Origin of the sequence: Pseudomonas extremaustralis (assembly GCF_900102035.1) — a bacterium.
Lineage (GTDB): Bacteria > Pseudomonadota > Gammaproteobacteria > Pseudomonadales > Pseudomonadaceae > Aquipseudomonas > Aquipseudomonas extremaustralis.
The window spans coordinates 2,351,790-2,377,774 of record NZ_LT629689.1 but is presented as its reverse complement, the minus strand read 5'-3'; the positions used below and the strand labels follow the sequence as shown (position 1 = coordinate 2,377,774).

Sequence of the window (25,985 nt, the reverse complement as noted above, 5' to 3'; positions counted from 1 at the left end):
AGTCCGCTCTCCATCAGTGACTGGCCGCCGTGGCGCCCATCTCATTGACTTGCTGAAAGGTCGAGAAACGTTCGAGGCCGAAAGGTTTGATCAGCGCCGGCACCTTGCCGCCGCTGGCGACCAGCTCGGCCATGGTCTTGCCGCAGATCGGCGTGGCCTTGAAGCCCCAGGTGCCCCAACCGGCGTCGAGGTAATAATTCTTCACTGGCGACAGGCCCATGATCGGGCTGTAGTCCGGGGTCATGTCGGTGATCCCGGCCCACTGGCGCATCAACTTGGCGTTGGCCAGGAACGGGAACATCTCGATGGCATGGGCCAGCAGGCTTTCCTTGAGGTCCAGGGTCGAGCGCGTGTTGAACAGCGGGTAGGGGTCGGAACCGCCGCCGAACACCACTTCGCCCCGGCTGGTTTGCTGCACGTAGCAGTGCAGGGCCGAGGAACTCACCAGCGGATCGAGGAACGGCTTGAACGGCTGGGTGACCATGGCCTGCAACGGGAAGGTCTGGATCGGCGAGCGGATGCCGGCCTTGGCCATCAGCAGCGAACTGTGCCCGGCAATTGCCTGCACCGCGCAGCCGCACTTGATGGTGCCGCGATTGGTTTTCACGGCGGTGATGGCGCCGTTTTCGATGATCAGGTCCTGCACTTCGGTGAGCTGATGGATTTCCACGCCGCGCTTGGCCGCCTGTTTGGCGTAGCCCCAGGCCACGGCATCGTGGCGCGCGGTGGCGCCGTCGATGTGCCAGAGCCCGGCGAGCACCGGCAGGTGGCCGGGGTCGAGGTTGAGGCTGGGCACCAGTTCGCGGATCTGCTGGCGGTCGATCATCTCGGTACGCCCGCCGAAGTGCTTGTTGACCTCGGCGCGCTGGCGGAACGAGCGCACGGTGGCGTCGGTGTGGGCCAGGGTCAGTTGGCCGCGCTCGGAATACATGATGTTGAAATCGAATTCGTTGGACAGCGCCTGGAACATCTTCACCGACTCGGCGTAGAAGCGTACCCCGTCGCTGGTCAGGTAGTTGGAGCGGATCACCGCCGTGTTGCGCGCCGTGTTGCCGCCGCCCAGATAGGACTTTTCCAGCACGGCAATGTTAGTGATGCCGTGGTACTTGGCCAGGTAGTAGGCAGTCGCCAGGCCGTGGCCGCCGGCGCCGATGATCACCACGTCGTAACTCGACTTGAGTTCTTTGGGCGGCGGCAGGTCCACCTCCACCGGGTACTCCGAACTCAGCCCGTATTTCAATAGATTGAATGGCATACGGCCTCCGATTGGCTGCGTAGGGCGTGATGTTGCGCAAGGGCGGCGGTCACGGTGTTTTTCATCAGGAAGGCAATGGTCATCGGGCCGACGCCGCCGGGGACCGGGGTGATGGCGGCGACGTGGGGCAGGGCGGCGTCGAAGTCGACATCGCCCACCAGGCGGCTGCGGCCGTTGTCATCGATACGGTTGATGCCGACGTCGATCACCACCGCGCCGGGTTTGAGCCAGCTGGCGTCGATCAAGCGCGGGCGGCCCACGGCGGCGATCACGATGTCGGCCTGGCGGCACAGCGCCTCGGCGTTGTGGCTGCGCGAATGCAGTACGGTCACCGAGCAGTCGGCCTGCAGCAGCAGGGCGGCCATGGGTTTGCCGACGATGTTCGAGCGACCGATCACCACCGCGTGTTTGCCGCGCAGGTCGCCACAGGTTTGCTCCAGCAGGTACAGGCAACCGCTGGGGGTGCAGGGCGTGAGCACCGCGCGCCCCTGGCTGAGGCCGCCGACGTTCTGGCTGTGGAAACCGTCCACGTCCTTCTGCGGCGCGATGGCCTCCAGGGCGCGCAGTTCGTCCATCTGCCTGGGCAGCGGCAGTTGCAGGAGAATGCCGTGGATCGCAGGGTCGGCATTCAACTGGGCGATGAGGATCAACAGTTGTTCGGTGCTGGTGTCGCTGGGCAGCCGATGCTCCAGGGAGCGGATGCCCACCTCTTCGGCGCGCAGGATCTTGTTGCGCACATACACCTGGCTGGCGGCGTCGTTGCCTACCAGGATCACCGCCAGGGCCGGTTCAATGGCTTGCTCGTGCAGGCGCGCCACGTCCTCGCGCACTTGCAGCAGTACCCGTGCGGCGGCGGCTTTGCCGTCGATCAGTTTAGGCGCGCTCACCGGAACACCACCGTTCTGTCCTGGTTGAGGAAGACCCGGTGTTCCAGGTGGTATTTGACCGCCTTGGACAGGGCCACGGTTTCGGTGTCACGGCCGATGGCGACCAGGTCGTCCGGCTTGTACACGTGGTCCACGCGCTGCACTTCCTGTTCGATGATCGGGCCCTCATCCAGGTCGCTGGTCACATAGTGCGCCGTCGCGCCGATCAGCTTGACGCCGCGTTGATAGGCCTGGTGATAGGGCTTGGCGCCTTTGAAACCGGGCAGGAACGAATGGTGGATATTGATCGCGCGTCCCGACAGTTGCCGGCACAGGTCGTCGGAGAGGATCTGCATATAGCGCGCCAGCACCACCAGTTCGGTGCGGGTGTCGTCGACGATCTTCATCAGCTCGGCTTCCTGCGCAGCCTTGTTGTCCTTGGCCACGGGCAGGTAGATGAAGCGGATGCCCTCGCGCTCGGCCATGGGCCGCAGGTCGAGGTGATTGGAGACGATGGCGGTGATGGTCATGTCCATCTCGCCCTTGTGGTAGCGGTAGAGCAGGTCGGTGAGGCAATGGTCGAACTTGCTCACCATCAGCATCACGCGCATCGGCTCGCGGGTGTCATAAAGCTCCCACTGCATGTCGAACGCCTGGGCGACATCGGCGAAACCGGCGCGGATCTGTTCCAGGTCGCCGGCGTGCCCGTCGTTGAAACGAAACACGGCGCGCATGAAGAAGCGACCGCTGAAATCATCATCGAACTGCGCCATCTCCCCGATGTAGCACGCGTTGTCCGCCAGGTACGTGGTGACGGCAGCGACAATGCCGGACACCGCGGGACAAGTGACCTTGATGATGAAATGGTTTTTTTCGTGTTGCATGACACGTCCTCGGGATGATGGCGGCAGCTCATCGCATAGCGAAAAAACGTCAGAGGACAGCAGGCTCGTTCCGTGAGCGCATTTTCTTGTGAGGAATAAAATATTCCTGAAGTGGCTTTATAGGGGAATGGGGGCGGGGCGTCTAGGGGTTTTGGGAAAGTTTTTTAACTGAGGGGAAATTTTCACGGGCCCAACACAATCAAAAATGTGGGAGGGGGCTTGCTCCCGATAGCGATCTACCAGTCAAAACCAATGGCGACTGGTACACCGCTATCGGGAGCAAGCCCCCTCCCACAGGTCGATCTTCATGATTCCTTGTCGTTACCGTAGTTCATGATCGACAACAGGCGAATCGGCACCCGCACCAGTTGCTCAGGACCATGGGGAATCTCGCCCTCGAACGTCAGGCTGTCGCCGGCTTCCATCCGATACAGCTGGTTCCCATGCCGATAAATCAGCTCTCCTTCCAGCAAGTGCAGGAACTCGGTGCCAGGGTGGGCGAAGGTCGGGAACTCTTCGCTGGCGTCGTCCATGCTGACCATGTACGCCTCGAAGCTCTTCTTCGGCCCGCGCGTATGGTTGAGCAAATGGTAGGTGTGCCCCTTTTCCGTTCCTCGGCGCACCACTTCCATGCCTTGGTCGGCCTTGACCAGCAAGGCACTGCCGTCCTGTTGATCGTATTCGGCGAACAATTTCGATAACGGCAACCCGAGCACGTCACACAGGCGGCTGAGGGTATCGAGGCTGGTGGAGACCTGGGCGTTTTCGATCTTGCTCAACATGCCCTGGCTGATATCGGCAATCTTCGCCACGTCGGACAGCTTCAGGTCCTGGGCCTGGCGCTGGCGTTTGATCTGCAAACCCAGGTATTGCTCGAGTTTGAGGCGGGGGGCGGTTTCGGTGGACATAGTCATCTGATCCTGCACACTTTCCGTTCAGTAATATTAGTTTCGCACTAGGAAAGTGCAAACGGCGACCCTTGGCGGCCGCGCCCTGGTACGTATTCCCACGGGGAAAAGAATTTTCCCATATATACAGCACAAAAGCGCTTTCACCGGCACTTCAATCACTCGCTCGCAGATCTGGCAAGGGTATTGCATTCCTGTAGGGAAACTAACTTTCTTTTTAGGAATAAAAAGACAGTCCAGGCCCACCCACACGGTTTTGCCTTTCGCGAGGAGTGACACCCAATGTTGCCAGCAGAAACCCAGCGCATCATCGACAAGTACGGCATCAAGTACGTGCTTGCGCAGTTTGTGGATATACACGGTGCGGCCAAGACCAAGTCGGTGCCGATTTGCGGGCTCAAGACGGTGGCCGAAGAGGGCGCCGGGTTCGCCGGCTTTGCCATCAGCGGCATGGGCATGGAACCCCACGGCCCGGACTTCATGGCGCGGGGCGACCTGTCCACGCTGACCCCGGTGCCCTGGCAGCCAGGCTACGGGCGGGTGGTGTGCGTGGGCCATGTCGATGGCAAGCCCCATCCCTATGACAGCCGCTACGTCTTGCAGCAGCAAGTGCAGCGCCTGCAAGACAAGGGCTGGACGCTGAACACCGGCCTGGAACCCGAATTCAACCTGATGCGTCGCGACGAGCAGGGCAAGCTGCAACTGGTCGATCCCAGCGACAACCTCGACAAGCCTTGCTACGACTACAAGGGCCTGTCGCGCTCGCGGGTGTTCCTGGAGCACCTGACCGAAGCCCTGCAGGCGGTGGATTTCGAGGTCTATCAAATCGACCACGAAGACGCCAACGGCCAGTTCGAGATCAACTACACCTACAGCGACGCCCTGACCTCGGCCGACCGTTTCACCTTCTTCCGCATGGCCGCCGGCGAGATCGCCAACGACCTGGGAATGATCTGTTCCTTCATGCCCAAGCCCGACCCGAAACGCGCCGGCAATGGCATGCACTTTCACCTGTCGATCAGCAGCGCCGAGAACAAGAACCTGTTCCACGACGCCAGCGACCCGAGCGGCATGGGCCTGTCGAAAATGGCCTATCACTTCGCCGCCGGCCTGCTCGCCCATGGCCCGGCGTTGTGTGCGTTCGCCGCGCCCACGGTCAACTCCTACAAGCGTCTGGTAGTCGGCAACTCGCTGTCCGGCGCTACCTGGGCCCCGGCTTTTATTGCGTTTGGCGCCAACAACCGTTCGGCCATGGTGCGCGTGCCTTACGGTCGCCTGGAATTCCGCCTGCCGGACGCCGGCTGCAACCCCTATCTGGTCAGTGCCGCGATCATCGCCGCCGGCCTGGACGGCATCGATCGCCAGCTGGAAATCGACCACGTCTGCAACGAAAACCTCTACAGCCTGAGCCTGGAGCAGATCGCCGAGCGCGGCATCAAGACCTTGCCCCAATCCCTCAAGGAAGCCTGCGACGCGCTGGAAGCCGACCCGCTGTTCGCCGAGGTGCTGGGCCCGCAGATCGTGGGCGAGTTCATCAAGCTCAAACGCATGGAATGGGTGGAATACAGCCGCCATGTGAGCGACTGGGAAATCCAGCGCTATACCGAATTTTTCTGACACCGTGTGACGGAGACTTGATATGTGTGGAATCGTAGGTCTGTACCTGAAAAACCCGCGACTGGAACCCCAGCTCGGCCAATTGTTCGAGCCGATGTTGCAGGCCATGACCGACCGTGGCCCCGACAGTGCCGGTTTTGCCATCTACGGTGACGAAGTCGCCGACGGCTGGGTCAAGCTGACCCTGCAAGCCACCACCGAGGCCTTCGATTGGAAAGCCCTGATGGGCGAACTGGAAGGGCGCCTGGGCTGTTCGCTGGACTGGTTCCAGAACGCCAGCGCCGCAGTGCTGAAGATCCACGCCGACGAAGCCACGGTGCGTGCCGCCCTGGCTGAACTGGCGCCAAGCGTGCGCATCATGAGCGCCGGGCAGAGCATCGAGATCCTCAAGGGCATGGGCTTGCCCCAGGAAATTTCCCAGCGCTTCGGCCTGGCGGGCATGCAGGGCAGCCACATCATCGGCCACACCCGCATGGCCACCGAAAGCGCAGTGACCATGGAAGGCAGTCACCCGTTTTCTACCGGCGCCGACCTGTGCCTGGTGCACAACGGTTCGCTGTCGAACCACTTCCGCCTGCGCCAGGAACTCAAGCGCGAAGGCATCCATTTCGAAACCGACAACGACACCGAAGTCGCCGCCGGCTACCTGACCTGGCGCCTGCAACAGGGCGATTCGCTCAAGGACGCCCTGGACCACGCCCTGGAAGACCTCGACGGCTTCTTCACCTTCGCCATCGGCACGCGCAACGGTTTTGCGGTGATCCGCGACCCGATCGCGTGCAAGCCGGCGATCCTCGCCGAGACCGACGACTACGTCGCCATGGCCTCCGAGTATCAGGCGCTGTCGAGCCTGCCGGGCATCGAGAACGCACGGATCTGGGAGCCGGCACCGGCCACTTTGTACATCTGGGAACGCCAGTCAGCTTAAGGAGCGCACACATGAAAACCATCGACCTTTCCACCGCCACCGTGCGTGACCTTAACCAGGCGCTGCACGCCCAGGCCATCGACGACGAGTGGCGCGTCACCCACTCCAACGGCAAGCACAACCTTGCGGTGGGGGTGAATCAGGCGGTGTCCATCGATATCGAGGGCCACGCCGGCTACTACTGCGCGGGCATGAACCAACAGGCGTCGATCACCGTGCACGGCAACGTCGGCGTGGGCTGCGCCGAGAACATGATGTCCGGTTCGGTGCGCGTCAAAGGCAGCGCATCCCAGGCGGCGGGGGCCACGGCCCATGGCGGTCTGCTGGTGATCGAAGGCGACGCCGGTGCGCGTTGCGGGATTTCCATGAAAGGCATCGACATCGTGGTCGGCGGCAGCATCGGCCACATGAGCTGCTTCATGGGCCAGGCCGGGCGTTTGGTCGTCTGCGGCGATGCCGGCGATGCGCTGGGGGATTCGCTGTACGAAACCCACATCTACGTGAAGGGCAAGGTGGAGTCCCTGGGCTCCGATTGCATCGAAAAAGAGATGCGCAGCGAACACCTGCAAGAGCTGCAAGAGCTGCTCGATCGCGCCGGTTTCGCTCACCAGGCGGCGGATTTCAAACGCTACGGCTCGGCCCGCCAGCTGTACAACTTCAAAGTCGATAACGCGTCCGCGTACTGAACCAGGAGCTACAACATGAGTGAAAAAACCCCTCCAGTGTTGCGCGAGTCCGCCACCTTCGACCGCCTGACCATCCAGGAAATCCAGCGTGCCGCCGAAACCGGCATCTACGACATTCGCGGCGGCGGCACCAAGCGCAAGCTGCCGCACTTCGATGACTTACTGCTGCTCGGCGCCAGCGTGTCGCGTTACCCGTTGGAAGGCTATCGGGAGAAGTGCGGCACCGACGTAATCCTCGGCAACCGCTTCGCCAAGAAGCCGATCCACTTGAAGATCCCGGTGACCATCGCCGGCATGAGTTTCGGTGCGTTATCGGCCAACGCCAAGGAAGCCCTGGGCCGTGGCGCGACCATCGCCGGCACCAGCACCACCACCGGTGACGGAGGCATGACCCCGGAAGAGCGCGGCCAGTCCCAACACTTGGTGTATCAGTACCTGCCGTCGCGCTACGGCATGAACCCCGATGATCTGCGCAAGGCCGACGCCATCGAGATCGTCCTCGGCCAGGGCGCCAAGCCCGGCGGTGGCGGCATGTTGCTGGGCATGAAGGTCACCGAACGCGTGGCCGGCATGCGCACCTTGCCGATCGGCGTGGATCAGCGCAGCGCCTGCCGCCACCCGGACTGGACCGGCCCGGACGACCTGGCGATCAAGATTGCCGAGCTGCGCGAAATCACCGATTGGGAAAAACCGATCTACGTGAAAATCGGCGCCAGCCGCCCGTATTACGACGTGAAGCTGGCGGTCAAGGCCGGCGCCGATGTGATCGTGCTCGACGGCATGCAAGGCGGTACCGCAGCGACCCAGGAAGTGTTCATCGAACACGTGGGCATCCCGATTTTGTCGGCCATCCCCCAAGCGGTACAGGCTTTGCAAGAGATGGGCATGCACCGCAAGGTCCAGTTGATTGTGTCGGGCGGGATTCGCAACGGCGCCGATGTGGCCAAGGCCATGGCGATGGGTGCGGATGCGGTGGCCATCGGCACGGCGGCGCTGATTGCCCTGGGCGATAACCACCCACGGCTGGACGCGGAACTGAAAAAGATCGGCTCGGCCGCCGGTTTCTACGACGACTGGCAGAACGGCCGCGACCCGGCCGGGATCACCACCCAGGACCCGGAACTGTCGAAACGTCTGGACCCGGTGGAAGGCGGACGGCGCTTGGCCAACTACCTGCGGGTGATGGTACTGGAGGCCCAGACCATGGCCCGTGCGTGCGGCAAGTCGCACCTGCACAACCTCGATCCCGAGGACCTGGTGGCGCTGACGGTGGAGTCGGCCGCCATGGCCCGGGTGCCGTTGGCGGGGACCAGTTGGATACCGGGTTCGGGTTACTGAGTTACGAGCCGGCTTACCGGCTGCTACGACGTTCCACCCCTGTAGGAGCGAGCTTGCTCGCGAAGGTCGTTAACGATAACGCGGTCATCCTGGATGTCCGCGTTGCCTGGACGTTTTTCGCGAGCAAGAACTAGGCGTCCCCCTCGCTCCTACAAGCATCTCCCCTATCTTTTGCAGGAGCTTTGAACATGATCAATCGTCTTCTCGGCAAATCCCTCTTCGGCTTATTGGCCGCCAGTGCCTTCGCACCCTTGGCCCAGGCCGCCGATGCACCCACGTTGAACACCGGCAGCACCGCCTGGATGGTCACCGCCGCCGTGCTGGTGCTGTTCATGTGCCTGCCGGGGCTCGCGCTGTTCTACGGCGGGCTGGTCCGGGCGAAAAACATGCTCTCGCTGTTCACCCAGTGTTTTGGCGTCGCCGGTCTGGTAGGCGTGCTGTGGGTGATCTACGGCTACAGCATGGTGGTGGACACCACGGGCATGGTCGAAGGGCAGGTGACTTTCAACAGTTTTGTCGGTGGCTTGAGCCGCGCGTTCCTGGCGGGCATGACCCCCGCGAGCCTGGTGGGGGATATTCCTGAAGGCGTGTTCGTGACCTTCCAGATGACCTTCGCGATCATCACCCCGGCGCTGATCGCCGGCGCCTTTGCCGAGCGCATGAAGTTCTCGGCGGCGCTGTTGTTCATGGCCGTCTGGTTCACCCTGGTGTACGCCCCGGTGGCGCATATGGTCTGGGGCGGTTCGGGGGCCTTGATGCATAACTGGGGCGTGCTCGATTTTGCCGGCGGCACCGCCGTGCACATCAACGCGGGTGTGGCCGCACTCGCCGCGTGCCTGATCCTCGGCAAGCGCAAGGGCTACCAGAACACGCCGATGCCCGCCCATAACCTGAGCCTGACCATGGCCGGCGCGGCGATGCTCTGGGTCGGCTGGTTCGGCTTCAATATCGGCTCCGGCGGCGGCCTCAACGGCACCTCGGGGATTGTCATGCTCAACACCCAACTGGGCGCCTGTGCGGGGATTCTCGGCTGGATGTTCACCGAGTGGTTCAAGGTCGGCAAACCCAGCGCCCTGGGCCTGGCCAGCGGTGCGTTGGCCGGTCTGGTGGGCATCACCCCGGCGTGCGCCTATGTGGGCGTCGGCGGCGCGTTGGCCATCGGCCTGCTGTGCGGGGTGTTCTGCTACTTGAGCGTAACGGTGTTGAAGCGTCGCTTCGGCTACGACGACAGCCTCGACGTATTCGGCCTGCACGGCATCGGCGGCATGATCGGCGCGGTGCTCACCGGTGTGTTCTGCGTACCGTCCATGGGCGGCCTGGTGGAAGGCGTGACCATGGGTGGCCAAGTCGTCGCCCAGATCAAAGGGGTGTTGCTGACCACGGTGTACTGCTTCGTGGTCAGCTGGATCATCCTCAAAGTGGTCAACGCCCTGGTCGGCCTGCGTGCCCATGAGTCCGTGGAAGAGATGGGCCTGGACTTGGCCGAGCACAACGAGCGCGCCTACAACCACTGATCTTCCCCCTGAGTAAACGCAGCTCAAAATGTGGGAGGGGGCTTGCTCCCGATAGCGGTGGGTCAGCTACAGATAAGCTGGCTGTTCATCCGCCATCGGGAGCAAGCCCCCTCCCACATTTGCCTTGCTGCGTTGCAACTGGCTGGCCACCAGGGTGTTTTTCAGCAGGTAGGCAATGGTCATCGGTCCCACCCCCCCTGGCACCGGCGTAATCGCGCTGGCCACGGTGCGGGCGCTGGCGTAGTCCACGTCGCCCACCAACCGCGTACCGGTCTCGGTATTGATGCGGTTGATCCCCACGTCGATCACCACCGCGCCAGGTTTGAGCCAGCTGGCATCGATCAACTGCGGGCGGCCCACGGCGGCGACGACGATGTCGGCCAAACGGCACAACGCCGGTGCATCGACACTGCGCGAGTGCACCACGCTGACCGAGCAGTTGGCCTGCAACAGCAGGGTCGCCATCGGTTTGCCGACGATGTTCGAGCGACCGATCACCACCGCGTGCAAGCCACTCAAGTCGCCGCAGGTTTCATGCAGCAGGCGCATGCAGCCGCTCGGCGTGCACGGCGTGAGGACCTCGAGGCCTTGCACCAGGCCGCCGACGTTCTCGCGGTGGAAACCGTCCACGTCCTTGATCGGGTCAATCCCATGGATCACCGCCGCCTCGTCGATGTGCGCCGGCAGCGGCAACTGCACCAGCACGCCGTTGACCGACGCGTCGGCGTTCAACTCGGCCAGCAGGTCGAGCACTTGCGCCTGGCTGGTGTCCGCCGGCAGCCGATATTCAAGGGAGCGGATCCCGACTTCCTTGGCCCGCAGCAGTTTGTTGCGTACATACACTTCGCTGGCCGGGTCGTCGCCCACCAGCACCACGGCCAGGGCCGGATAAATGTGTTGGGTGGCAAGCTGCAGGACTTCTTCGCGAACCTCGTCGAGAACCTGGGCGGAGATGGCCTTGCCGTCGATATCGCGGGCAAGGGTGGGGCGTGTGCTGGTCAAAAGCGTCACCGTTGTCTGGAGAAATAGGGGAGCTGAGGGATAAATCCCTCAGCGGTAGGCAGCCCAGGGCAATCAGGCTACCAGTTGATGGCAGGCATACACCACCAGCACGCCGGCGATCAGCGTGGCGTAGGGCAGCCAGCCGGCGCGGCGTTGGCCGTCATCGTCCTGGATATGCAGGTCGCTGAGCATGGCGGCGGGGAAGCGGCCTTTGTCCTGCACGTAATGGCGGTAACAGAACACCGGCAGGATCAGCAGCGCCAGGAGCAAGCCGGTGACCAGCGTGCCCGCGCCCCAGATATCCGCACCCAGGCCCATGCAGGCCAGGTTGACGAAGCTCAGCACGCCGCCGGCCGCGAGCAGCACGGTGGGGGCTTTGTACGGGCGTACCCAGTCGGGGCGGTCGAGGCGATGGATCCAGCCGGCGTTGAGGTTGAGGAAGTTGAAGATGATGTAGCTGACGTTGGAGGCCGCCAGCACGAACACATAGTCCGACATCAGCAACAGCAGCAGGTTGAACGACAGGTCGGTCCACATCGCCGCCGTGGGTGCGCCGTGTTCGTTGGTGCGCCCCAGGTATTTGGGCAGCCAGCCGTCCACCGAGGCCTGATACAAGGTGCGCGACGAGCCGGACATTGAGGTCATGATCGCCAGCAATGTGGCGAGCACCAGCATGATCAGCACGATATTGGCCACCACCTTGCCGCCGCCGATGCTGTCGGCCATCGCCTGGCCAACGCCCATGCCGCTGTAGATCGCCGGCGACAGCAGGCCGCTGTACACCGCCGGTGTCACCACCGCGCCGCTGGCGTCGAGCACCGCCGGGGTCACCAGTTGGCCGAGTCCGAGGCTGCCTTGAAACGCCAGGGGCACCAGGGTGAACACCAGGATGCACAGCAGGCCTGCGTAGAAGATCGCCTTGAAGGTGTCACGCTTGGGGTCCTTGAACTCACGGGTGTAGCACACCGCCGTTTCGAAGCCGTAGGTGGACCACGCGGCCATGAACAGCCCGCCGGCCATCAACGACCAGCCGGAAATATTCCACGGGCCGTCGATGACTTGCCCGGCCGCGTCATGGGCCAGGGGGTACAGCGGCAGGAAGTTGGCCTGGGCCGCGTCCCCGGTGAACAGCGGCACCACGCCCACCAGCAACAGCGGAATCAGCGAGGTGACGCCCAGCACCAGGGTCAGCCGCGCCGAACGCAGGATGCCGCCATGCTGCACGGCAAACACCGTGAGCAGGATCAACATGCCGATGGCGAAGGTGGCGTTGATGCGCAACGACAGGCCGGTCTTGACCCAACCCAGGTCGAGCAGGGTCAGTTGCCAGGTGTTGATCAACGCATCGGCGGGAAACAGCGCGGTGAGGATATACCCCGCCGCCAGCCCCGAACCGATGGACAGCACCGGCGACCAGGCCAGCCAGTTGCACCACACCGACACCGGCGCGATCAACTTGCTGTAGCGCACCCAGGCCACCGCACCGTACACCGAGGCGCCGCCGGACTTGTGCGGGAACAGCCCGGCGATCTCGGCGTAGGTGAAGGCCTGGATAAACCCGAACAGGATCGACACGATCCATACGATCCAGGCCGGTTTGCCCACCGTGGCGGCAATCGCGCCGATGGAGAACAGCACCAGCGCGGGCACGCCACTGGCGACCCAGAATGCACCGCGCCAATCGATCTTGCGGTGCAGGCTGCCCACTGAGCTGGCAGCCTGCGGTACAGCCTCGAACGTCGTCGCTTCCATCTTCGTATTCCCATGTCTGAGTTAGAACGGTACCCGTAGGACTAGCTCCAACAGGTGCGGGTGTGGGCAGTCAAAAGTGAGCAAGACGTCGATCAGCTACGCACGCGGCTCTTGTCCGGGTCATAGAAAATCGCTGCGCTGACCGTGGCGCTGATGCGCTTCTGCAGGCCATCGACTTTGCCAATCTCAAGCAGGGTGCCGGGCTCGGCGCAGCTCACGTCGAGCCGGCACAGCGCGATATTGCTGGCCAGTAACGGTGAGCGGCAGGCACTGGTGATGACCCCGACCTGGGCCCGGCCGTGGTACACCGGGTCGCCATGGTGCACAGCCTCGTTGCCGCTCAGTTGCAGGCCGACCAGCTTGTGGCTGGGATGGGCGCTGCGCCGCAACAGGGCATCGCGCCCGATAAAATCATCGGTCTTGCTCTTGAGTGGCACGCAAAAGCCGATGCCGGCCTCGAACGGGTCGGTCTGGTCGCTGAACTCGTAGCCGGCAAAAATCAGCCCGGCTTCGATGCGCAGCAGGTCCAGGGCTTCCAGGCCCAGGGGCACCAGGCCCAAGGGTTGGCCGAGTTGCCAGATGCGGTCCCACACCCGTTCGGCGTCTTCGGGCTGGCACCACACCTCGAAGCCCAGTTCGCCGGTGTAGCCGGTGCGCGAAATCATCAGCGGGCAGCCCTCGAAGCTGTCCAGCCGCCCGACCAGGAAACGGAACCAGCCGAGGCTGTCCACGCCCGGTTGGGTGGGCGGCGTCCAGACCATCTGCTGAAGCAGCTCGCGGCTGCGCGGCCCTTGCACCGCCAGGTTGTGAATCTGCTCGCTGGCGGACTTGACCCACACCTTCATCCCTAGTTTTTGCGCCTGCTCGCGCAGCCACACGCCGGCGTAGTCTTCGCCGCAGATCCAGCGGAAGTTGTCCGGGCCCAGGCGCAGCAGGGTGCCGTCGTCGAGCATGCCGCCGTGCTCGTGGCACATCGCCGAGTAGACCACTTGGCCCACCGCCAGGCGCCGCACGTCGCGGGTCAGGCAGTATTGCAACAGGGCTTCGGCGTCGGGGCCGATGATCTCGAATTTGCGCAGGGCGGTCAGGTCCATCACCGCCACGCGTTCGCGGCAGCCGAGGTACTCCTCGGTGGCGCCATAACCGTCGTAGCGCAGCGGCAGCCACCAGTTGCGGTAGTCGATGAAGCTGCCGGTGAGGGCGCTGGTGCGTGAGTGGAACCCGGTCTCACGGGTCAGTATCGGGTCGGCATCGGCCGTGGTTCGAGTGCTCATGGCGATAGAAAAACGCTCCTTCTCGCTGTAGATACGGACATGGATATCGGTCGGGTTCCAGCCATTGGCCGGGTCGATGTCATCCGGGCACGAGGTACTGCCGCACACCAATTCGGTCATGGCCCGCAGCAGCACATAGTCGCCGGGCCGCGACCACGGCTCATCCAGGGTCATCTGCTGGTGCGCATCGATGCCGGTGTTGAAGAAGAAATTGATCGCCGGCCAGCCGTTGCGCGCCTGCACGCCGTAGGGGGCGAGTACGCGGTTGAGGTTGTCGCTGCAGTTGTCGTGCCCGAAATAGCCATGGGATTCGTAGTAGCGCGCCGCGCACGCCAGGGCGAAGGCGTCGTGGCGTCCGACGGTGTCCTGCACCACCTCCAGCATCGGTTGCATCTGGCGGTCGAAAAACTTCGAAAACAGCCCCGGCGCCGGGTAGGCACTGCCGTTGAGGGTGCGCGTCACGGTCTGGTCCAGGTCCAGCTCCACGCCGCGATCCAGGGCACGACGGTCGAGGGCGACGAAGTCCGAGCACTGGCGCCCGGCGACGTCCAGTACCTGCACGTACTGGCCCTTGGCGACGGTGTAGCTATGGGCCGTGCCGGCGCGCAGGGTGAACTCGTCCAGCACCTCGCCCAACGGCTCGGGCAGGGCCGGCACCAGCAACGCCGACGGATTGGCCCGTGTCACCAGCAGGCGCAGTTCGCTGGGCCGGTATTGGCGGTCGACGGCGGTGGGCCCGGCCGGGGCGGCGACGATTACCAGCAGGCGGTCATGGGCGACAAACTGCCGGGTGTGGCCGGGCGGGCTGTCGTCGTCCCACAGCGTGGCGGCCAGGGGCAACGCATGCGGGGCGATGCCGCGCCGCGCGAGCGCCTGGCCGATGCGCGAGGGCACGCGGCAGGCGCTCGAGCCACTCAGCCCCCAGCTCGCCAGGGCGCTGCGGCCGCTGGCGTCGAGGGCCAGCAGTTCGCAGGTCTGCCGGCCTTCGAGGTCGATCACCTGCAGGCCGTCGCCGGGCTGCAGGTCGACCAGGGTCACACCGCCGGCGGCCACGCGGTAGCGTTCCAGGTTCGGCGCCCGGGCGAACAGCCCGGGTTCTCGCGGGTGGGAAACACGCGGAGCATTCATCATGGCCACCCGCTCAGCCGACCGACTTGATGGGCGTCACCGGCTCGCCCAGGTACGCCGCCATCGAATCGTCCAGGGCCTGCAACCACGGGGTGTGGTGCGGTGGCGACTGGGTGCCGGTCATCAGCGAGCGGTAGGACTTGTCGCGATAGCCCATGATGTTTTCCGCCTTGTCATGCTTCCAGTGCAGGAAGGTCTGGTTGACGGCGGCGATGTCGAAGTTCGGGTAGTCGGTGGCGTCCACCAGGTGCTGGATGTAGGCGCCCTGGAACTCGAACATCTCCTGATTGGTTTCCAGGGTCAGTTCCCGTGCCTGCCATTGCTGGCTGTCGGCGATCATCTCGGCCTGGCTGGGCAACTGGATACGCCCGAGGATCACATCGCGGGCATACCAGGCCTGGGCGTCGAACATGTTGAACGAGTACCACTGGTCCTGCATGCCGAGGTAGATCAGCCGCGGGTTGGGTTCCCAGAACACGCCTTTGTAGAGGTTCATCGGCCACAGGCGGTTGTCGGTCCTGAGGCACAGTTCATCCGGCAGGAACGGAAAGTGGTGCTTGTAGCCGGTGCACAGGATCACCGCGTCGACGTGCTTGCTGCTGCCGTCGGCAAAGAACGCGCGGTTGTTTTCCAGGCGCTGCAGCAGCGGTTTTTCTTCCCAGTTGTCCGGCCAGGTGTAGGCCATGGGCGCGGTGCGGTAGCAGCTGGTGATGCTGCGCGCGCCGTATTTGTAGCATTGCGAGCCGATGTCCTCGGCCGAATAGCTGCTGCCGACGATCAACAGGTCCTTGTCCTTGAATTCCAGCGCCTCGCGAAAGTCGTGGGCATGCAGGATACGGCCGGCGAACTGCTCGAAGCCCTCGAAGTACGGAACCTTGGGCGTGGAGAAGTGGCCGCAGGCGTTGATCACGTAGTCGAATTCTTCACAGGTCAAGGTGTCGTGGGTGTAGTCGTGGGCATACACGGTGAAGCGTTGGGTCTGTTCGTCGAAGGTGACCTGGCGCACCACATTGTTGAAGCGGATGTAATCGCGCACGCCGGCCTTTTCCACGCGGCCCTTGATGTAGTCCCACAGCACCTCGCGGGGCGGGTATGAGGCGATAGGCCGACCGAAATGTTCTTCAAAGGTGTAGTCGGCGAATTCCAGGCATTCCTTGGGGCCGTTGGACCACAGGTAGCGGTACATGCTGCCGTGCACCGGCTCGCCGTTTTCGTCCAGGCCGGTGCGCCAGGTGTAGTTCCACATACCGCCCCAGTCCTGCTGCTTTTCGAAGCACACCAGTTCGGGAATGTCGGCGCCCTTGTCGCGGGCCGACTGGAAGGCGCGAAGTTGGGCCAGGCCACATGGGCCGGCGCCGATGATTGCTACACGTAGAGTCATGAGCGTGCTTCCTGAGGGTTTCAGCGAAAGATCACTGTCTTGTCGTGGTTGATGAACACCCGGTGTTCCAGGTGGTATTTCAGGGCTTTGGAAAGCGCCACGGTTTCGGTGTCGCGGCCGATGGCGACCAGGGAATCGGGCAGGTGGGTATGGTCGACGCGCTGGATTTCCTGCTCGATGATCGGGCCCTCATCGAGGTCGCTGGTGACGTAGTGGGCGGTGGCGCCGATCAGCTTCACGCCACGGTCATAGGCCTGGTGATAGGGCTTGGCGCCCTTGAAACCGGGCAGGAACGAGTGGTGAATGTTGATCGCCCGCCCCGAGAGTTGCTGGCACAGGCCGTCGGACAGGATCTGCATGTAGCGCGCGAGCACCACCAGGTCGGTCTGGGTGTCTTCGACGATGCGCATCAGTTCGGCTTCCTGGCTGGCCTTGGTGTCCTTGGTGATCGGCAGGTAGATGAAGCGGATGCCTTCACGCTCGGCCATCGCCCGCAGGTCCAGGTGGTTGGAGACCACGGCGGTGATGGTCATGTCCATCTCGCCTTTGCGGTGACGGTAGAGCAGGTCGGTGAGGCAATGGTCGAACTTGCTGACCATCAGCAGCACGCGGGTCGGCTGGCGCGAGCTGAACAACTGCCAGTGCATGTCGAAGCCGCCGGCGAGTTCGCCCAGGCCTTTGCGCACGTCGCTGATCTCGCCGTCGATGCCCTTGTTGAAGCGGAACACCGCGCGCATGAAAAATTGCCCGGTGAACTCGTCGTCGAATTGCGCCAGCTCGCTGATGTAGCACTGCTGGCGGGCCAGGCAGGCGCTGATCGCGGCGACGATCCCGGACGCGGCCGGGCAGGTGATCTTGAGAATGTAATGTTCGCTGGAGGCGTCCATCGATGGCTCCTGAGTAAGAGGGAAGAAAGGCTCAGCCCTTGGCCGTGCGCTTGGTTTTTTCCGGGTCGTCGAAGGGCAGGGCGTGGGTGGTGGCGCTGACTTCGAGGCTGCCGCGCACCTGCAACGCAATGCCGGGGACGGAACAGGCGACGTTCATGCGCGCCAGGGCCATCGAGCGTTTGCTCAGGCGCGAATACATGCCGCAGGTGATCACCCCGACTTGCTGATTGCCCTGCCACACGGTGTCGCCCGCCTCGGCCGGGCGCACGCCGTCGAGCAGCACGCCGGTGATCTTGAAGCGCTCCTGGCCACGCAGGCGCAGGTGTTCTTCGGCGCCACGGAACGCTTGTTTGCCGGGTGAAACCGTGAAATCCAGGCCCATTTCCCACAGGGTGTCGCCGGCCTTCTGGTCGGCGAAGGGGTACATCTGCGAGTTGTCATAGGGAAAAAACATCAGCGAGCTTTCCACCCGCAGCCAGTCCAGGGCGGTGAAGGCGCAGGGGATAATCCCCAGGCTCGCGCCCTGTTCGAGGATGCTGTCCCACAGGAACGGGGCGTCGGCGGCCTTGCAGAAAATCTCGTAGCCGCGCTCGCCGGTGTAGCCGGTGCGGGAGATCATCACCGGGCGCTCGAACAGGCGCGTTTGCAGGTGATGGAAGTACGGCAGCTGGCGGATGCCGGCCACGTGCTCGGCGAGAAAATCCACCGCCAGCGGGCCTTGCAGCGACAGGTCGTGCATATCGTCGTCGAACAGCACCGCTACTTGGCGGCCCTGGGCCGAGCGCACGAGCATTTCATGCCCGGTGCCGGCGCCATGCACCACCATGAACGCGTTGGGCCCGGTGCGGTAGACGATGCAGTCATCGACGAATTTGCCGTCCTCGTCGAGCATCGACGCATACACCGATTTGCCCGGATACAGCTTGGCGATGTCGCGGGTGGTAGCCCACTGCAACAGGCTTTCGGCGTGCGGGCCGACGTAGTGGACTTTTTTCAGGCCTGACACGTCCATCAGGCCGGCGCGGGTGCGGATCGCTTCGTGGTGGTCGGCCAGCGGGCTGCTGTAGGTCCAGGCGGTGCCCATGCCGTTCCAGTCTTCGAGGTTCGAGCCGAGGGCGCGGTGCCGCTCGGCCAATGCAGAAATACGCCAGGAGTGGGTCATGTGATGCTCCTTGTCGGGAAAAGAAGGTCAGGCAAGTGGATCGAATTGGCTCAGCCACTCCACCAGGGTCTGTCGATAGCGGGTCATGCCCTTGTAGTCGGCGATGGCGTCGGGCAGGTCGCGCAGCACGCGGTGCAGGCGGCAGCCCCAGCCGGGGTGGGTGACCAGTTCGTTCAGGCTGATCAGGTAGGTACGAATGCTGAACATCACCGCGTTGCTGCGCGGCAGGCGCGCCATCACTTGCAGCTCGACCCGCAGGTGCACCTGTTGGCCGACGTTCTGCGCGGTGATCCGCCCGCGATCGGCGCCCCATTGGTGGAAGGTTTCCGGCGACGAATCCAGGCGCGGGTTGATGGTCAGGGTCCAATTCAGGCGCCGTACCGGCTGGCCGGCCTGCAGGTTGAGCAGGTACTTCAGCGCACGGTCGAACACGCCCATCTGGTGGGCCATGGGCACCGGTGCGTGCCACTGCTTGAAACTCATGCCGGCGTCGAACGCCAGGGACCAGTCGGCCGGGCTGGTGACCAGGCCGGCGTCCATGTACAGGTCGTCGTCGCGTTGGTCGAGCAGGGCGAAATCTCCCTGCACCTGGCGGCCGATGTATTCCAGCGGTGCGCAGGGCAGGCTGGTGGCATCGCCGAAGATAAAGTGCTGGTCGATCGGCATCAGGTGATTGCGCCAGTGCCAGCGGTCGCCGTCGCGGTCCAGGCTGAACCACTGCGGGTAGTCGGCGGCGAGGTTTTCCATGAGCATTTGCAGCGCATCCCAGGCCGCCGCTTGCATGTGCGGCATCACCAGGTAGCGGCGCGGGTCGTTGTCCAGGATCAGCGCGCGTTCGGCCATTTCCGAGCGGTAGTGCTCGTCGATGTCGAAGGCATGCTCATACACGGAACCCGGATCACGGGAGGTGGCCGGTTCGATGTTCACCGAGTAGCGATAGTTGTCCTCGATAAACGGGAAGGGAAAACGCCGGATCGCCGCCGGGCTGTTGCGAAAGCTGAAGTCGTCGCGATAGCTCAGCACAGGGCTCGATTGCAGGGGCATGGCACTCACTCCTATAGGTCCAGCGAAACGCAGGGGCCGGTGCCGCGCGAGACGCAGGGCATCAGAAATTCGGCCTGCTCGGCCGGGCTGAGGAAGCTGTCGCGGTGTTCGATGGCGCCGCCGTGGTGGCGCGTCATGCACTGGCCGCAGACCCCGCCACGGCACAGGTTGGGCACTTGCAGGCCCGCGTGTTCCAGGGCTTCGAGCAGGCTCTGCTCGGCCTCGACGTGGAGGTGCCGGTCACTGCGCACCAGGTGCAGGTCAAACGGTTGGCCCGGTTGCGCGCCTTTGAAGGCTTCCGAATGCACGCGCTTGCGCGGCCAGCCGAGGCGTGTGGCGTGGTGCTCGACCGCTTCGAGCAAGGCTTGCGGGCCACAGGTGTAGACGTGGCTGCCCAGCGGTCGGTTGGCGAGGATGCGGTTCAGCTCCGGGCGTTGCGCGTAGACATGCAGGCGCGGGCCGAGGCGCTGTTGCAGTTCATCGAGGTAGGCATCGCTCAGGCCCGGTCGGAACAGGTAATGCAGTTCGAAATCGGCCTGCTGCTGTTCCAGCGCGGCGATATAGGCCATGAACGGCGTGATGCCGATGCCGGCGGCGATCAGGATGTGCAGGCGTGCGGTGCCATGGGGCGCAAACAGATTGGCCGGCGGCGAAATCCGCAAGGTGTCGCCGACCTGCACCTGCTGATGCAGGTATTGCGAACCGCCACGGGATGAGTCCTGCAGGCGCACGGCGATGCGGTAGTCGCGGGTGTCCGCCGGGTCGCCGGTCAGCGAATAGGCATTGCGCACCGTGCCCTCGGCCAGCGGCAGATGCACCTGGACGTGGCTGCCAGGCGAGAAAGCGGGCAGGGCGCCGTTGCAGGCGCTGAGGGTGAACTCGCGCACCACCGGCGTGAGCATTCTGGCCGCGCTGACCCGGACCTCGAGGGCGGCGCTCATGGCTGGAACCCCGCGTAAGGCTGGTCGGGATTGCCGCACACGCCGAGGTAAGCCCCCAGGCGCCGGGAAAAATGCGTGCGCACTTCCAGCCCGACGTTGCAGCCGATGCAGTTCAACAGCGGCTCCGGGCCGGCGGTCTGGGTCAGCCCGCAATGGGCGCAATACACCTGGCGCAAGCCCGGCGTCGTGCAGGTCACGTTGATCTCGTCGTCTTCCAGGCCGGCGGCGCGGGCCTCGGCGTGAATGCGCCAGACAAACGCTTCATCCCCCAGCAGATAGAGGCGACAGCCCACCGTGGCGCTGGCCAATGCCTGTTGCAAGCGCCGGGCAAAGTCGGGTTGTTCGCCGCTCAGCAGCAACGGGTTGTCCAGTTCGGCGACAACCTCCGTGGGGACGGTTGCTGATTGCATCACCACGATGGGGCGGTTGTGGGTGTGCGTCATGCGGGCTCTCCAAAGTGCGTTTTGTTTCCTGTTGGGAGAGATAGTTTCCTACGGGGAAAATCTTCTCAATCTGGAAAAAGGGCTATGCCTTTGGAGATAAGCCTTGCCGCCCCCCCGTTCGGGGCATGGAAGTTGCTGGTCTTCCGGCAACGCTCAGCAACGAGACGGGGAGTTATCGAAGAGTGCTAACACGACCGAAGGGGTGGCCGCTCTGGTTGGGGCCTGTGCGCCCCGAACAGGCGCGTAGTGTGCGCAGGCTGCTGGCCGGCTTGCCCCTGCACGCTGACGGTGCCTTGTCGGGTTTTCTGGACCGTTTCGACGCACTGTTGCCCGCTGCCCGGCTCAATCTGATCCTTGGCGGCGAAGACCTGGGCCCGACGCGGCGCGGTTTGATCGAGGGCTGCCAGGACGTGGCGCGCTGCCCCTGGCGCGACGCGAGCGCGACGGACACGCCCCAGGCTTGCGGCCCGTGCCGGCAACGGGGGGTGCACCGATTGGTGTGCGCCTTGCCCGAGGGCGAAAAGGGCGCGCTGCTGCTCGATACGCCGAGGCGCGCCGGTGCCAGTTGGCGCCAGTTGCTGGAGGAAGCGGCTTACGCCGTGGGGGTTGCCGTGCGCCTGCGCAGCGACCAGCGTGAGCAGCAGCGTCGACAGGCGACGTCGCGCCACGGCGCCCTGGCCCGCGAGCTGCACGATTCGGTGGCGCAACAGTTGGGTTACCTGGCGTTCCAGGCCCACGGGTTGCAGTCACAAGTGGGCGCGCCGGCCCTGCAAGACCTCTGCGCCGGCCTGAGCCAGTTGCAGCGTCAGGTACGCGAGCTGATTACCAGCGCGCGCCTGACCATGGACGGTCGCTCGCTGCGCCAGGCCCTGGCCGATTCCGTCGCCGAGTTTTCGCGGCGTTGCATCATCGTGTTCGAGTTGGACAACCGCCTGGCCGACGACGCCCTGAGCCCGGAAACCGAATTGCAGATCCTGCAGATCGTGCGCGAGGCTCTGGCCAACGCGGTGCGTCACTCCCACGCCCGGCATGTGCGCATCGAACTGCGCCAGACCCAGGACGGCGAGGCCTCGGTGTCGGTGGAGGACGATGGCATCGGCCTGAGCCCGGCGTGCGAAGAGCACAACCATTTCGGTCTGGCGATTATCCGCGAGCGCGCCGCCAGCATCGGTGCGCGCCTGAGCATAGAAGCGATCCGCCCGCACGGGGTGCGCGTGCACCTCGGCCTGCGCCGCCACCACGACCTGCCACAAGGGAGTCTCGATGGACTGCACGACCTTATTACTGATCGATGATCACCCGCTGTTTCGCAAAGGCCTGGCGCAGTTGTTCGACGCCAGCGACGACTTCGAAGTGGTGGGGCAGGCGGCCAGTGGCCGAGAAGGCATCAACCTGGCCGTGAGCCTGACGCCCCAGCAGGTGCTGCTGGACCTGCACATGCCGGGCCTCAGCGGTCTGCAGGTGCTGGACGAACTGCGCCAGTTGCGCCTGGACTGCCAGGTGGTGGTGCTCACGGCCTCGATGGACCGCGCCGAATTGCTCACTGCCTTGCGCCTGGGCGCCAGCGGTTACGTGCTCAAGGAAACCGAACCCGACGCGCTGCTGGCGTATATGCGCAACTGCCACAAGGGCGCGATCGTGCTGGACTCGACGCTGATCGCCTTGCTCGCCGACCAGGCCGAGCCCACGCAACCGGGCGAGGCACCCGGCGGCGACCACCTCACCGAGCGCGAAGGCCAGACCCTGGCGCTGATCGCCGCCGGCATGAGCAATAAACAGATCGGCAGGGAACTGGGGATCAGCGACGGCACGGTGAAAATCTATGTGCGCAGCCTGTTGCAGAAACTTGGCCTGCATTCGCGCCTGGAACTGGCGGCCTGGGTGCACAGCGGCGCGTTGCTCAAACACGAGGAGCGTCATTAGATGAGGGAAAGCCCCGAAGCCTGGGCACAGACACCGCCCGCGCACCTGATGGATTGTTTTCCCGCCGCCTTGTTGCACCTGCGCGACAACGGCCAGATTGCCCACTTCAACCTGGCCTGGGCCGAGTTGATGGGACCGCCGGGCGCCGAGCGCAACCTCGTCGACTATGTGCACCAGGAGGACCGCCCGCTGTGGCGCCAGGCCTTGCATGAACTGCGCCGGCGCCCCGAAACCTCGTTCAACCAGCGCCTGCGTTTCGTGCACCCATGCGGCGAGCTGCGCTGGTTCGAGGTCAGCCTCAAGCGCGGTCCGCAGGGCTTCTACCTGGTGGCCGGGGATATCACCGCGCACAAACGCCGCGAAATCGCCTTGCAGGCCAGCCAGCGCAGCAGCATGAGTCTGCTCGACAGCATGCCGGGGCTGATCTATCGCGGCCGCAACAACCGCGACTGGACCATGGAATTCGTCAGCGCCGGCTGCCTGCAATTGACCGGCTACCCCGCCGAGCGCCTGGTGGACAACCATGAGTTCACCTACAACAGCCTGATCCTGGCCGAAGACGCCGACTATGTGTGGCGCGAGGTGCAATACGCGCTGTCGCGCCAGGAACCGTTCGAACTCAATTACCAGATCCGCTGCGCCGACCAGTCGATCAAGCACGTGTGGGAGAAGGGCGTGGGGATCTACGCCGACACCTGCGAAGTGCTGGGCATCGAGGGCGCGATTTTCGAGCGCAAAACCCCGTAGGGAGAACGCGGCGTCAACGGGTTTTTCGCTGGCAAGCCGGCTTCTACCGGTGTGGTCAGACGTCGCACCGCCAATCTACCCGCGCGGTAAGCGACTTGATTTCAATCAAGGGCAACTGGCTATCAGCGCACCTACCATCGGTCCCGTCTTCAGCGTTATCAACGAAGGGATCCCATGGCTCGCTCCTCGCACCTGACACTCCGCTGGTTGGTCATGTCAGCGTTGCTGATGTTCTTCGCCAGCGCCCAGGCCCGGCCTTACGGTGACATCGAACAGCAACGCATCGACAAGACCTTCCCCCAGCACGATGGGGTGTCGGCCCCCGAGGGGCGGTTCAAGGTGCGTACGGTCAGCGCAGCCGGCAAGCCCATCGGCTATGTGTTCCAGAGCCTGGACGTGCTGGCGATCCCGGCCTATTCGGGCAAGCCGATCAACACCCTGGTGATCCTCGACACCGCCGGTGTGATCCGCGATGCCTACGTACTGGAGCATCACGAGCCGATCCTGCTGATCGGCATTCCCGAGGTCAAACTCCACGAATTCACCGCGCACTACGCGGGTGTCGATGTGCGCCAGCGTGTGGTGGTCGGGCGTTCCAGCGACCCCAAGGCGGTGACGGTGGATGCGATTGCCGGCGCGACCGTGACGGCCATGGTGGTCAACGAAGGGGTGATGCGCGCGGCCCGTGAGGTGGCGGTGTCGCTCAAGTTGATCGACGACAAGGCCGCCACCGCGCAGAAAGTCGCGTTGATCCGCAGCGATGTGTTTGCCCCCGCCACCTGGGCGCAGTTGACCGGCAACGGCGCGATCCGTCGCTTGCTCTTGACCCGTGGCCAGGTCGACGCCGCCTTCAAGGACACCGCCGCCGAAGCCGGCGCGGCGCCCGATGAAACCTTCATCGATCTCTATGTGGCCGACATCAACCCGCCGAGTATCGGTCGCAACCTGTTGGGCGATGCCCACTACCGCAACTTGATGCAGGCGCTCAAACCCGGCGAACAGGCGATTGCCGTGCTCGGCCGTGGGCTGTTTTCGTTCAAGGGCTCGGGCTATGTGCGCGGCGGGATTTTCGACCGGGTGCAGTTGCGCCAGTTCGGCAACGTGATCAGCTTTCGCGACCTCGACCACCGGCGCATCGACGATGCCTATGCCGAGGGCATGCCGGCCTTCGACGAGATGTCGATATTCATCGTGCGTGCCCAGGCCGGCTTCGACCCCGGCTCGGCCTGGACCCTGGAACTGCTGGTGCGGCGCCAGACCGGTCCGGTCAGCGGCACGTTCAGCAGTTTCGAATTGCCCTACCAACTGCCGGAACAGTACCTGGAGCGGCCACTGCCCACCGCCGCCGAACAAGCCGCGCTGGATGAGGCCAGCCGTCCGCTGTGGCTGAGCATCTGGTACCAGAAGCAAGTCCAGGTGCTGGTGCTCGGCGTCGCGCTGCTGCTGCTCACCGCAATCCTGTTCCTGCAGGACAGCCTGGCGCGGCGCCCGCGTCTGTTGCACTGGCTGCGCCGTGGCTACCTGGTGTTTACCGTGGGGTTCATCGGTTGGTATGCGCTGGGGCAGTTGTCGGTGGTCAATGTGCTGACCTTCGTGCATGCGCTGGTCCAGGACTTCCGCTGGGAGCTGTTCCTCACCGACCCGCTGATCTTCATGCTCTGGGTGTTCACCGCCGCCAGCATCCTGCTGTGGGGGCGTGGGGTGTTCTGCGGCTGGCTGTGCCCGTTCGGCGCGTTGCAGGAGCTGCTCAACGAAGCGGCGCGGCGCCTGAAGATCCGTCAGTTCGAATTGCCCTTCGCGGTGCATGAGCGGCTGTGGGCGATCAAATACCTGATCCTGCTGGTGCTGTTCGGCCTGTCCCTGGAGTCGATGGCCACCGCCGAACGCTTCGCCGAAGTGGAACCGTTCAAGACCGCCATCACCCTCAAGTTCGACCGCCAGTGGTGGTTCGTGCTCTACGCCGTGGCGTTGCTGGTGATCAACCTGTTCACCCGCAAAGTCTATTGCCGCTACCTGTGCCCCCTCGGCGCCGCGTTGGCGATCCCCAGCAAGTTCCGCCTGTTCGACTGGCTCAAGCGCCGCCAGGAATGCGGCAACCCGTGCCAGTTGTGCGCGAAGGAATGCGAGATCCAGGCGATCCACCCGGACGGCCATATCAACGCCAACGAATGCCACTACTGCCTCGACTGCCAGATGACCTGGCACAACGAAAACAAGTGCCCGCCGCTGATCAACAAGCGCAAGAAGCGCAACAAGGCGGCGCCCGCACAGATTCCCGTAGTGCAGATAGATTCCAACACTTGAA

The 25,985-nt window shown here is 64.1% G+C and carries 22 protein-coding genes; 9 read left to right on the top strand and 13 right to left on the bottom strand.

Annotated elements, in window-relative coordinates; translation table 11 throughout:
• Positions 1-13 precede the first annotated feature (13 nt).
• From BLR63_RS10825 to BLR63_RS10810, 4 genes are all read right to left on the bottom strand, one after another.
• Positions 14-1,255, bottom strand: coding sequence for an FAD-dependent oxidoreductase (locus tag BLR63_RS10825; protein WP_010566653.1), 1,242 nt, complete (start codon positions 1,253-1,255; stop codon positions 14-16).
• A complete protein-coding gene (gene folD, locus BLR63_RS10820; RefSeq protein ID WP_010566654.1) occupies positions 1,237-2,142 on the bottom strand; it encodes a bifunctional methylenetetrahydrofolate dehydrogenase/methenyltetrahydrofolate cyclohydrolase FolD in 906 nt (301 codons plus the stop codon). Before folD (BLR63_RS10820) ends, BLR63_RS10825 begins: the two co-directional genes overlap by 19 nt.
• The gene (gene purU / locus BLR63_RS10815; protein WP_010566655.1) at positions 2,139-3,005 is read right to left on the bottom strand and encodes a formyltetrahydrofolate deformylase; all 867 of its coding nucleotides are present in this window, start codon (positions 3,003-3,005) and stop codon (positions 2,139-2,141) included. Before purU (BLR63_RS10815) ends, folD (BLR63_RS10820) begins: the two co-directional genes overlap by 4 nt.
• Positions 3,006-3,310: 305 nt before the next feature.
• Entirely contained in the window at positions 3,311-3,913 is a 603-nt protein-coding gene (locus tag BLR63_RS10810; RefSeq protein ID WP_010566656.1) for a helix-turn-helix domain-containing protein, read from the bottom strand.
• A gap of 282 nt (positions 3,914-4,195) precedes the next feature.
• Here BLR63_RS10810 and glnT point away from each other — a divergent pair, with 282 nt between their 5' ends.
• The 5 genes from glnT (at position 4,196) to BLR63_RS10785 (ending at position 9,996) form a co-directional block, all read left to right on the top strand.
• A complete protein-coding gene (gene glnT, locus BLR63_RS10805) occupies positions 4,196-5,530 on the top strand; it encodes a type III glutamate--ammonia ligase (protein ID WP_010566657.1) in 1,335 nt (444 codons plus the stop codon).
• A 22-nt stretch (positions 5,531-5,552) separates the two neighbouring features.
• Positions 5,553-6,458, top strand: coding sequence for a class II glutamine amidotransferase (locus tag BLR63_RS10800; RefSeq protein WP_010566658.1), 906 nt, complete (start codon positions 5,553-5,555; stop codon positions 6,456-6,458).
• Positions 6,459-6,469: 11 nt separating this feature from the next.
• Positions 6,470-7,144 (top strand): GltB/FmdC/FwdC-like GXGXG domain-containing protein, encoded by a 675-nt coding sequence (locus BLR63_RS10795; RefSeq protein WP_010566659.1) that lies wholly within the window; start codon positions 6,470-6,472, stop codon positions 7,142-7,144.
• Positions 7,145-7,159: 15 nt separating this feature from the next.
• Complete coding sequence (locus BLR63_RS10790) at positions 7,160-8,482, top strand: FMN-binding glutamate synthase family protein (protein ID WP_010566660.1); 1,323 nt, start codon at positions 7,160-7,162, stop codon at positions 8,480-8,482.
• Between the two features lie 188 nt (positions 8,483-8,670).
• Positions 8,671-9,996, top strand: a complete 1,326-nt coding sequence (locus BLR63_RS10785) for an ammonium transporter (protein ID WP_010566661.1) — start codon at positions 8,671-8,673, stop codon at positions 9,994-9,996.
• Between the two features lie 66 nt (positions 9,997-10,062).
• On the opposite strand, the gene folD (BLR63_RS10780) is transcribed toward BLR63_RS10785, so the two are convergent.
• The 9 genes from folD (BLR63_RS10780) to BLR63_RS10740 form a co-directional block, all read right to left on the bottom strand.
• Positions 10,063-11,007, bottom strand: coding sequence for a bifunctional methylenetetrahydrofolate dehydrogenase/methenyltetrahydrofolate cyclohydrolase FolD (gene folD / locus BLR63_RS10780; protein WP_081480387.1), 945 nt, complete (start codon positions 11,005-11,007; stop codon positions 10,063-10,065).
• 63 nt (positions 11,008-11,070) lie between these two features.
• Positions 11,071-12,750 (bottom strand): APC family permease, encoded by a 1,680-nt coding sequence (locus BLR63_RS10775; protein WP_010566663.1) that lies wholly within the window; start codon positions 12,748-12,750, stop codon positions 11,071-11,073.
• Positions 12,751-12,842: 92 nt separating this feature from the next.
• Entirely contained in the window at positions 12,843-15,152 is a 2,310-nt protein-coding gene (locus BLR63_RS10770; RefSeq protein WP_042947316.1) for a DUF1989 domain-containing protein, read from the bottom strand.
• 13 nt (positions 15,153-15,165) lie between these two features.
• Entirely contained in the window at positions 15,166-16,533 is a 1,368-nt protein-coding gene (locus tag BLR63_RS10765; protein WP_010566665.1) for an NAD(P)-binding domain-containing protein, read from the bottom strand.
• A gap of 20 nt (positions 16,534-16,553) precedes the next feature.
• Entirely contained in the window at positions 16,554-17,420 is an 867-nt protein-coding gene (gene purU / locus BLR63_RS10760; protein WP_010566666.1) for a formyltetrahydrofolate deformylase, read from the bottom strand.
• 31 nt (positions 17,421-17,451) lie between these two features.
• Positions 17,452-18,582, bottom strand: a complete 1,131-nt coding sequence (locus tag BLR63_RS10755; protein ID WP_010566667.1) for an aminomethyltransferase family protein — start codon at positions 18,580-18,582, stop codon at positions 17,452-17,454.
• Between the two features lie 27 nt (positions 18,583-18,609).
• The gene (locus tag BLR63_RS10750) at positions 18,610-19,626 is read right to left on the bottom strand and encodes a heme-dependent oxidative N-demethylase family protein (protein WP_010566668.1); all 1,017 of its coding nucleotides are present in this window, start codon (positions 19,624-19,626) and stop codon (positions 18,610-18,612) included.
• Positions 19,627-19,637: 11 nt separating this feature from the next.
• Positions 19,638-20,567: a PDR/VanB family oxidoreductase gene (locus BLR63_RS10745; RefSeq protein WP_010566669.1), complete on the bottom strand. Its 930-nt coding sequence runs from the start codon at positions 20,565-20,567 to the stop codon at positions 19,638-19,640.
• Positions 20,564-21,010 carry a dimethylamine monooxygenase subunit DmmA family protein gene (locus BLR63_RS10740; protein WP_010566670.1) on the bottom strand — a complete coding sequence of 149 codons (447 nt, stop codon included), beginning with the start codon at positions 21,008-21,010 and terminating at the stop codon, positions 20,564-20,566. The genes BLR63_RS10745 and BLR63_RS10740 overlap by 4 nt, the downstream gene beginning before the upstream one ends.
• Before the next feature lie 224 nt (positions 21,011-21,234).
• Here BLR63_RS10740 and BLR63_RS10735 point away from each other — a divergent pair, with 224 nt between their 5' ends.
• From BLR63_RS10735 to nosR, 4 genes are all read left to right on the top strand, one after another.
• Complete coding sequence (locus BLR63_RS10735; protein WP_231998158.1) at positions 21,235-22,305, top strand: ATP-binding protein; 1,071 nt, start codon at positions 21,235-21,237, stop codon at positions 22,303-22,305.
• Positions 22,274-22,933, top strand: coding sequence for a response regulator (locus BLR63_RS10730; RefSeq protein ID WP_042947310.1), 660 nt, complete (start codon positions 22,274-22,276; stop codon positions 22,931-22,933). The genes BLR63_RS10735 and BLR63_RS10730 overlap by 32 nt, the downstream gene beginning before the upstream one ends.
• Positions 22,934-23,680 carry a PAS domain-containing protein gene (locus BLR63_RS10725; RefSeq protein WP_010566673.1) on the top strand — a complete coding sequence of 249 codons (747 nt, stop codon included), beginning with the start codon at positions 22,934-22,936 and terminating at the stop codon, positions 23,678-23,680. It begins immediately after the preceding gene.
• Positions 23,681-23,854: 174 nt separating this feature from the next.
• Entirely contained in the window at positions 23,855-25,984 is a 2,130-nt protein-coding gene (gene nosR / locus BLR63_RS10720; RefSeq protein ID WP_010566674.1) for a transcriptional regulator NosR, read from the top strand.
• The last annotated feature ends 1 nt before the right edge of the window (position 25,985 follow it).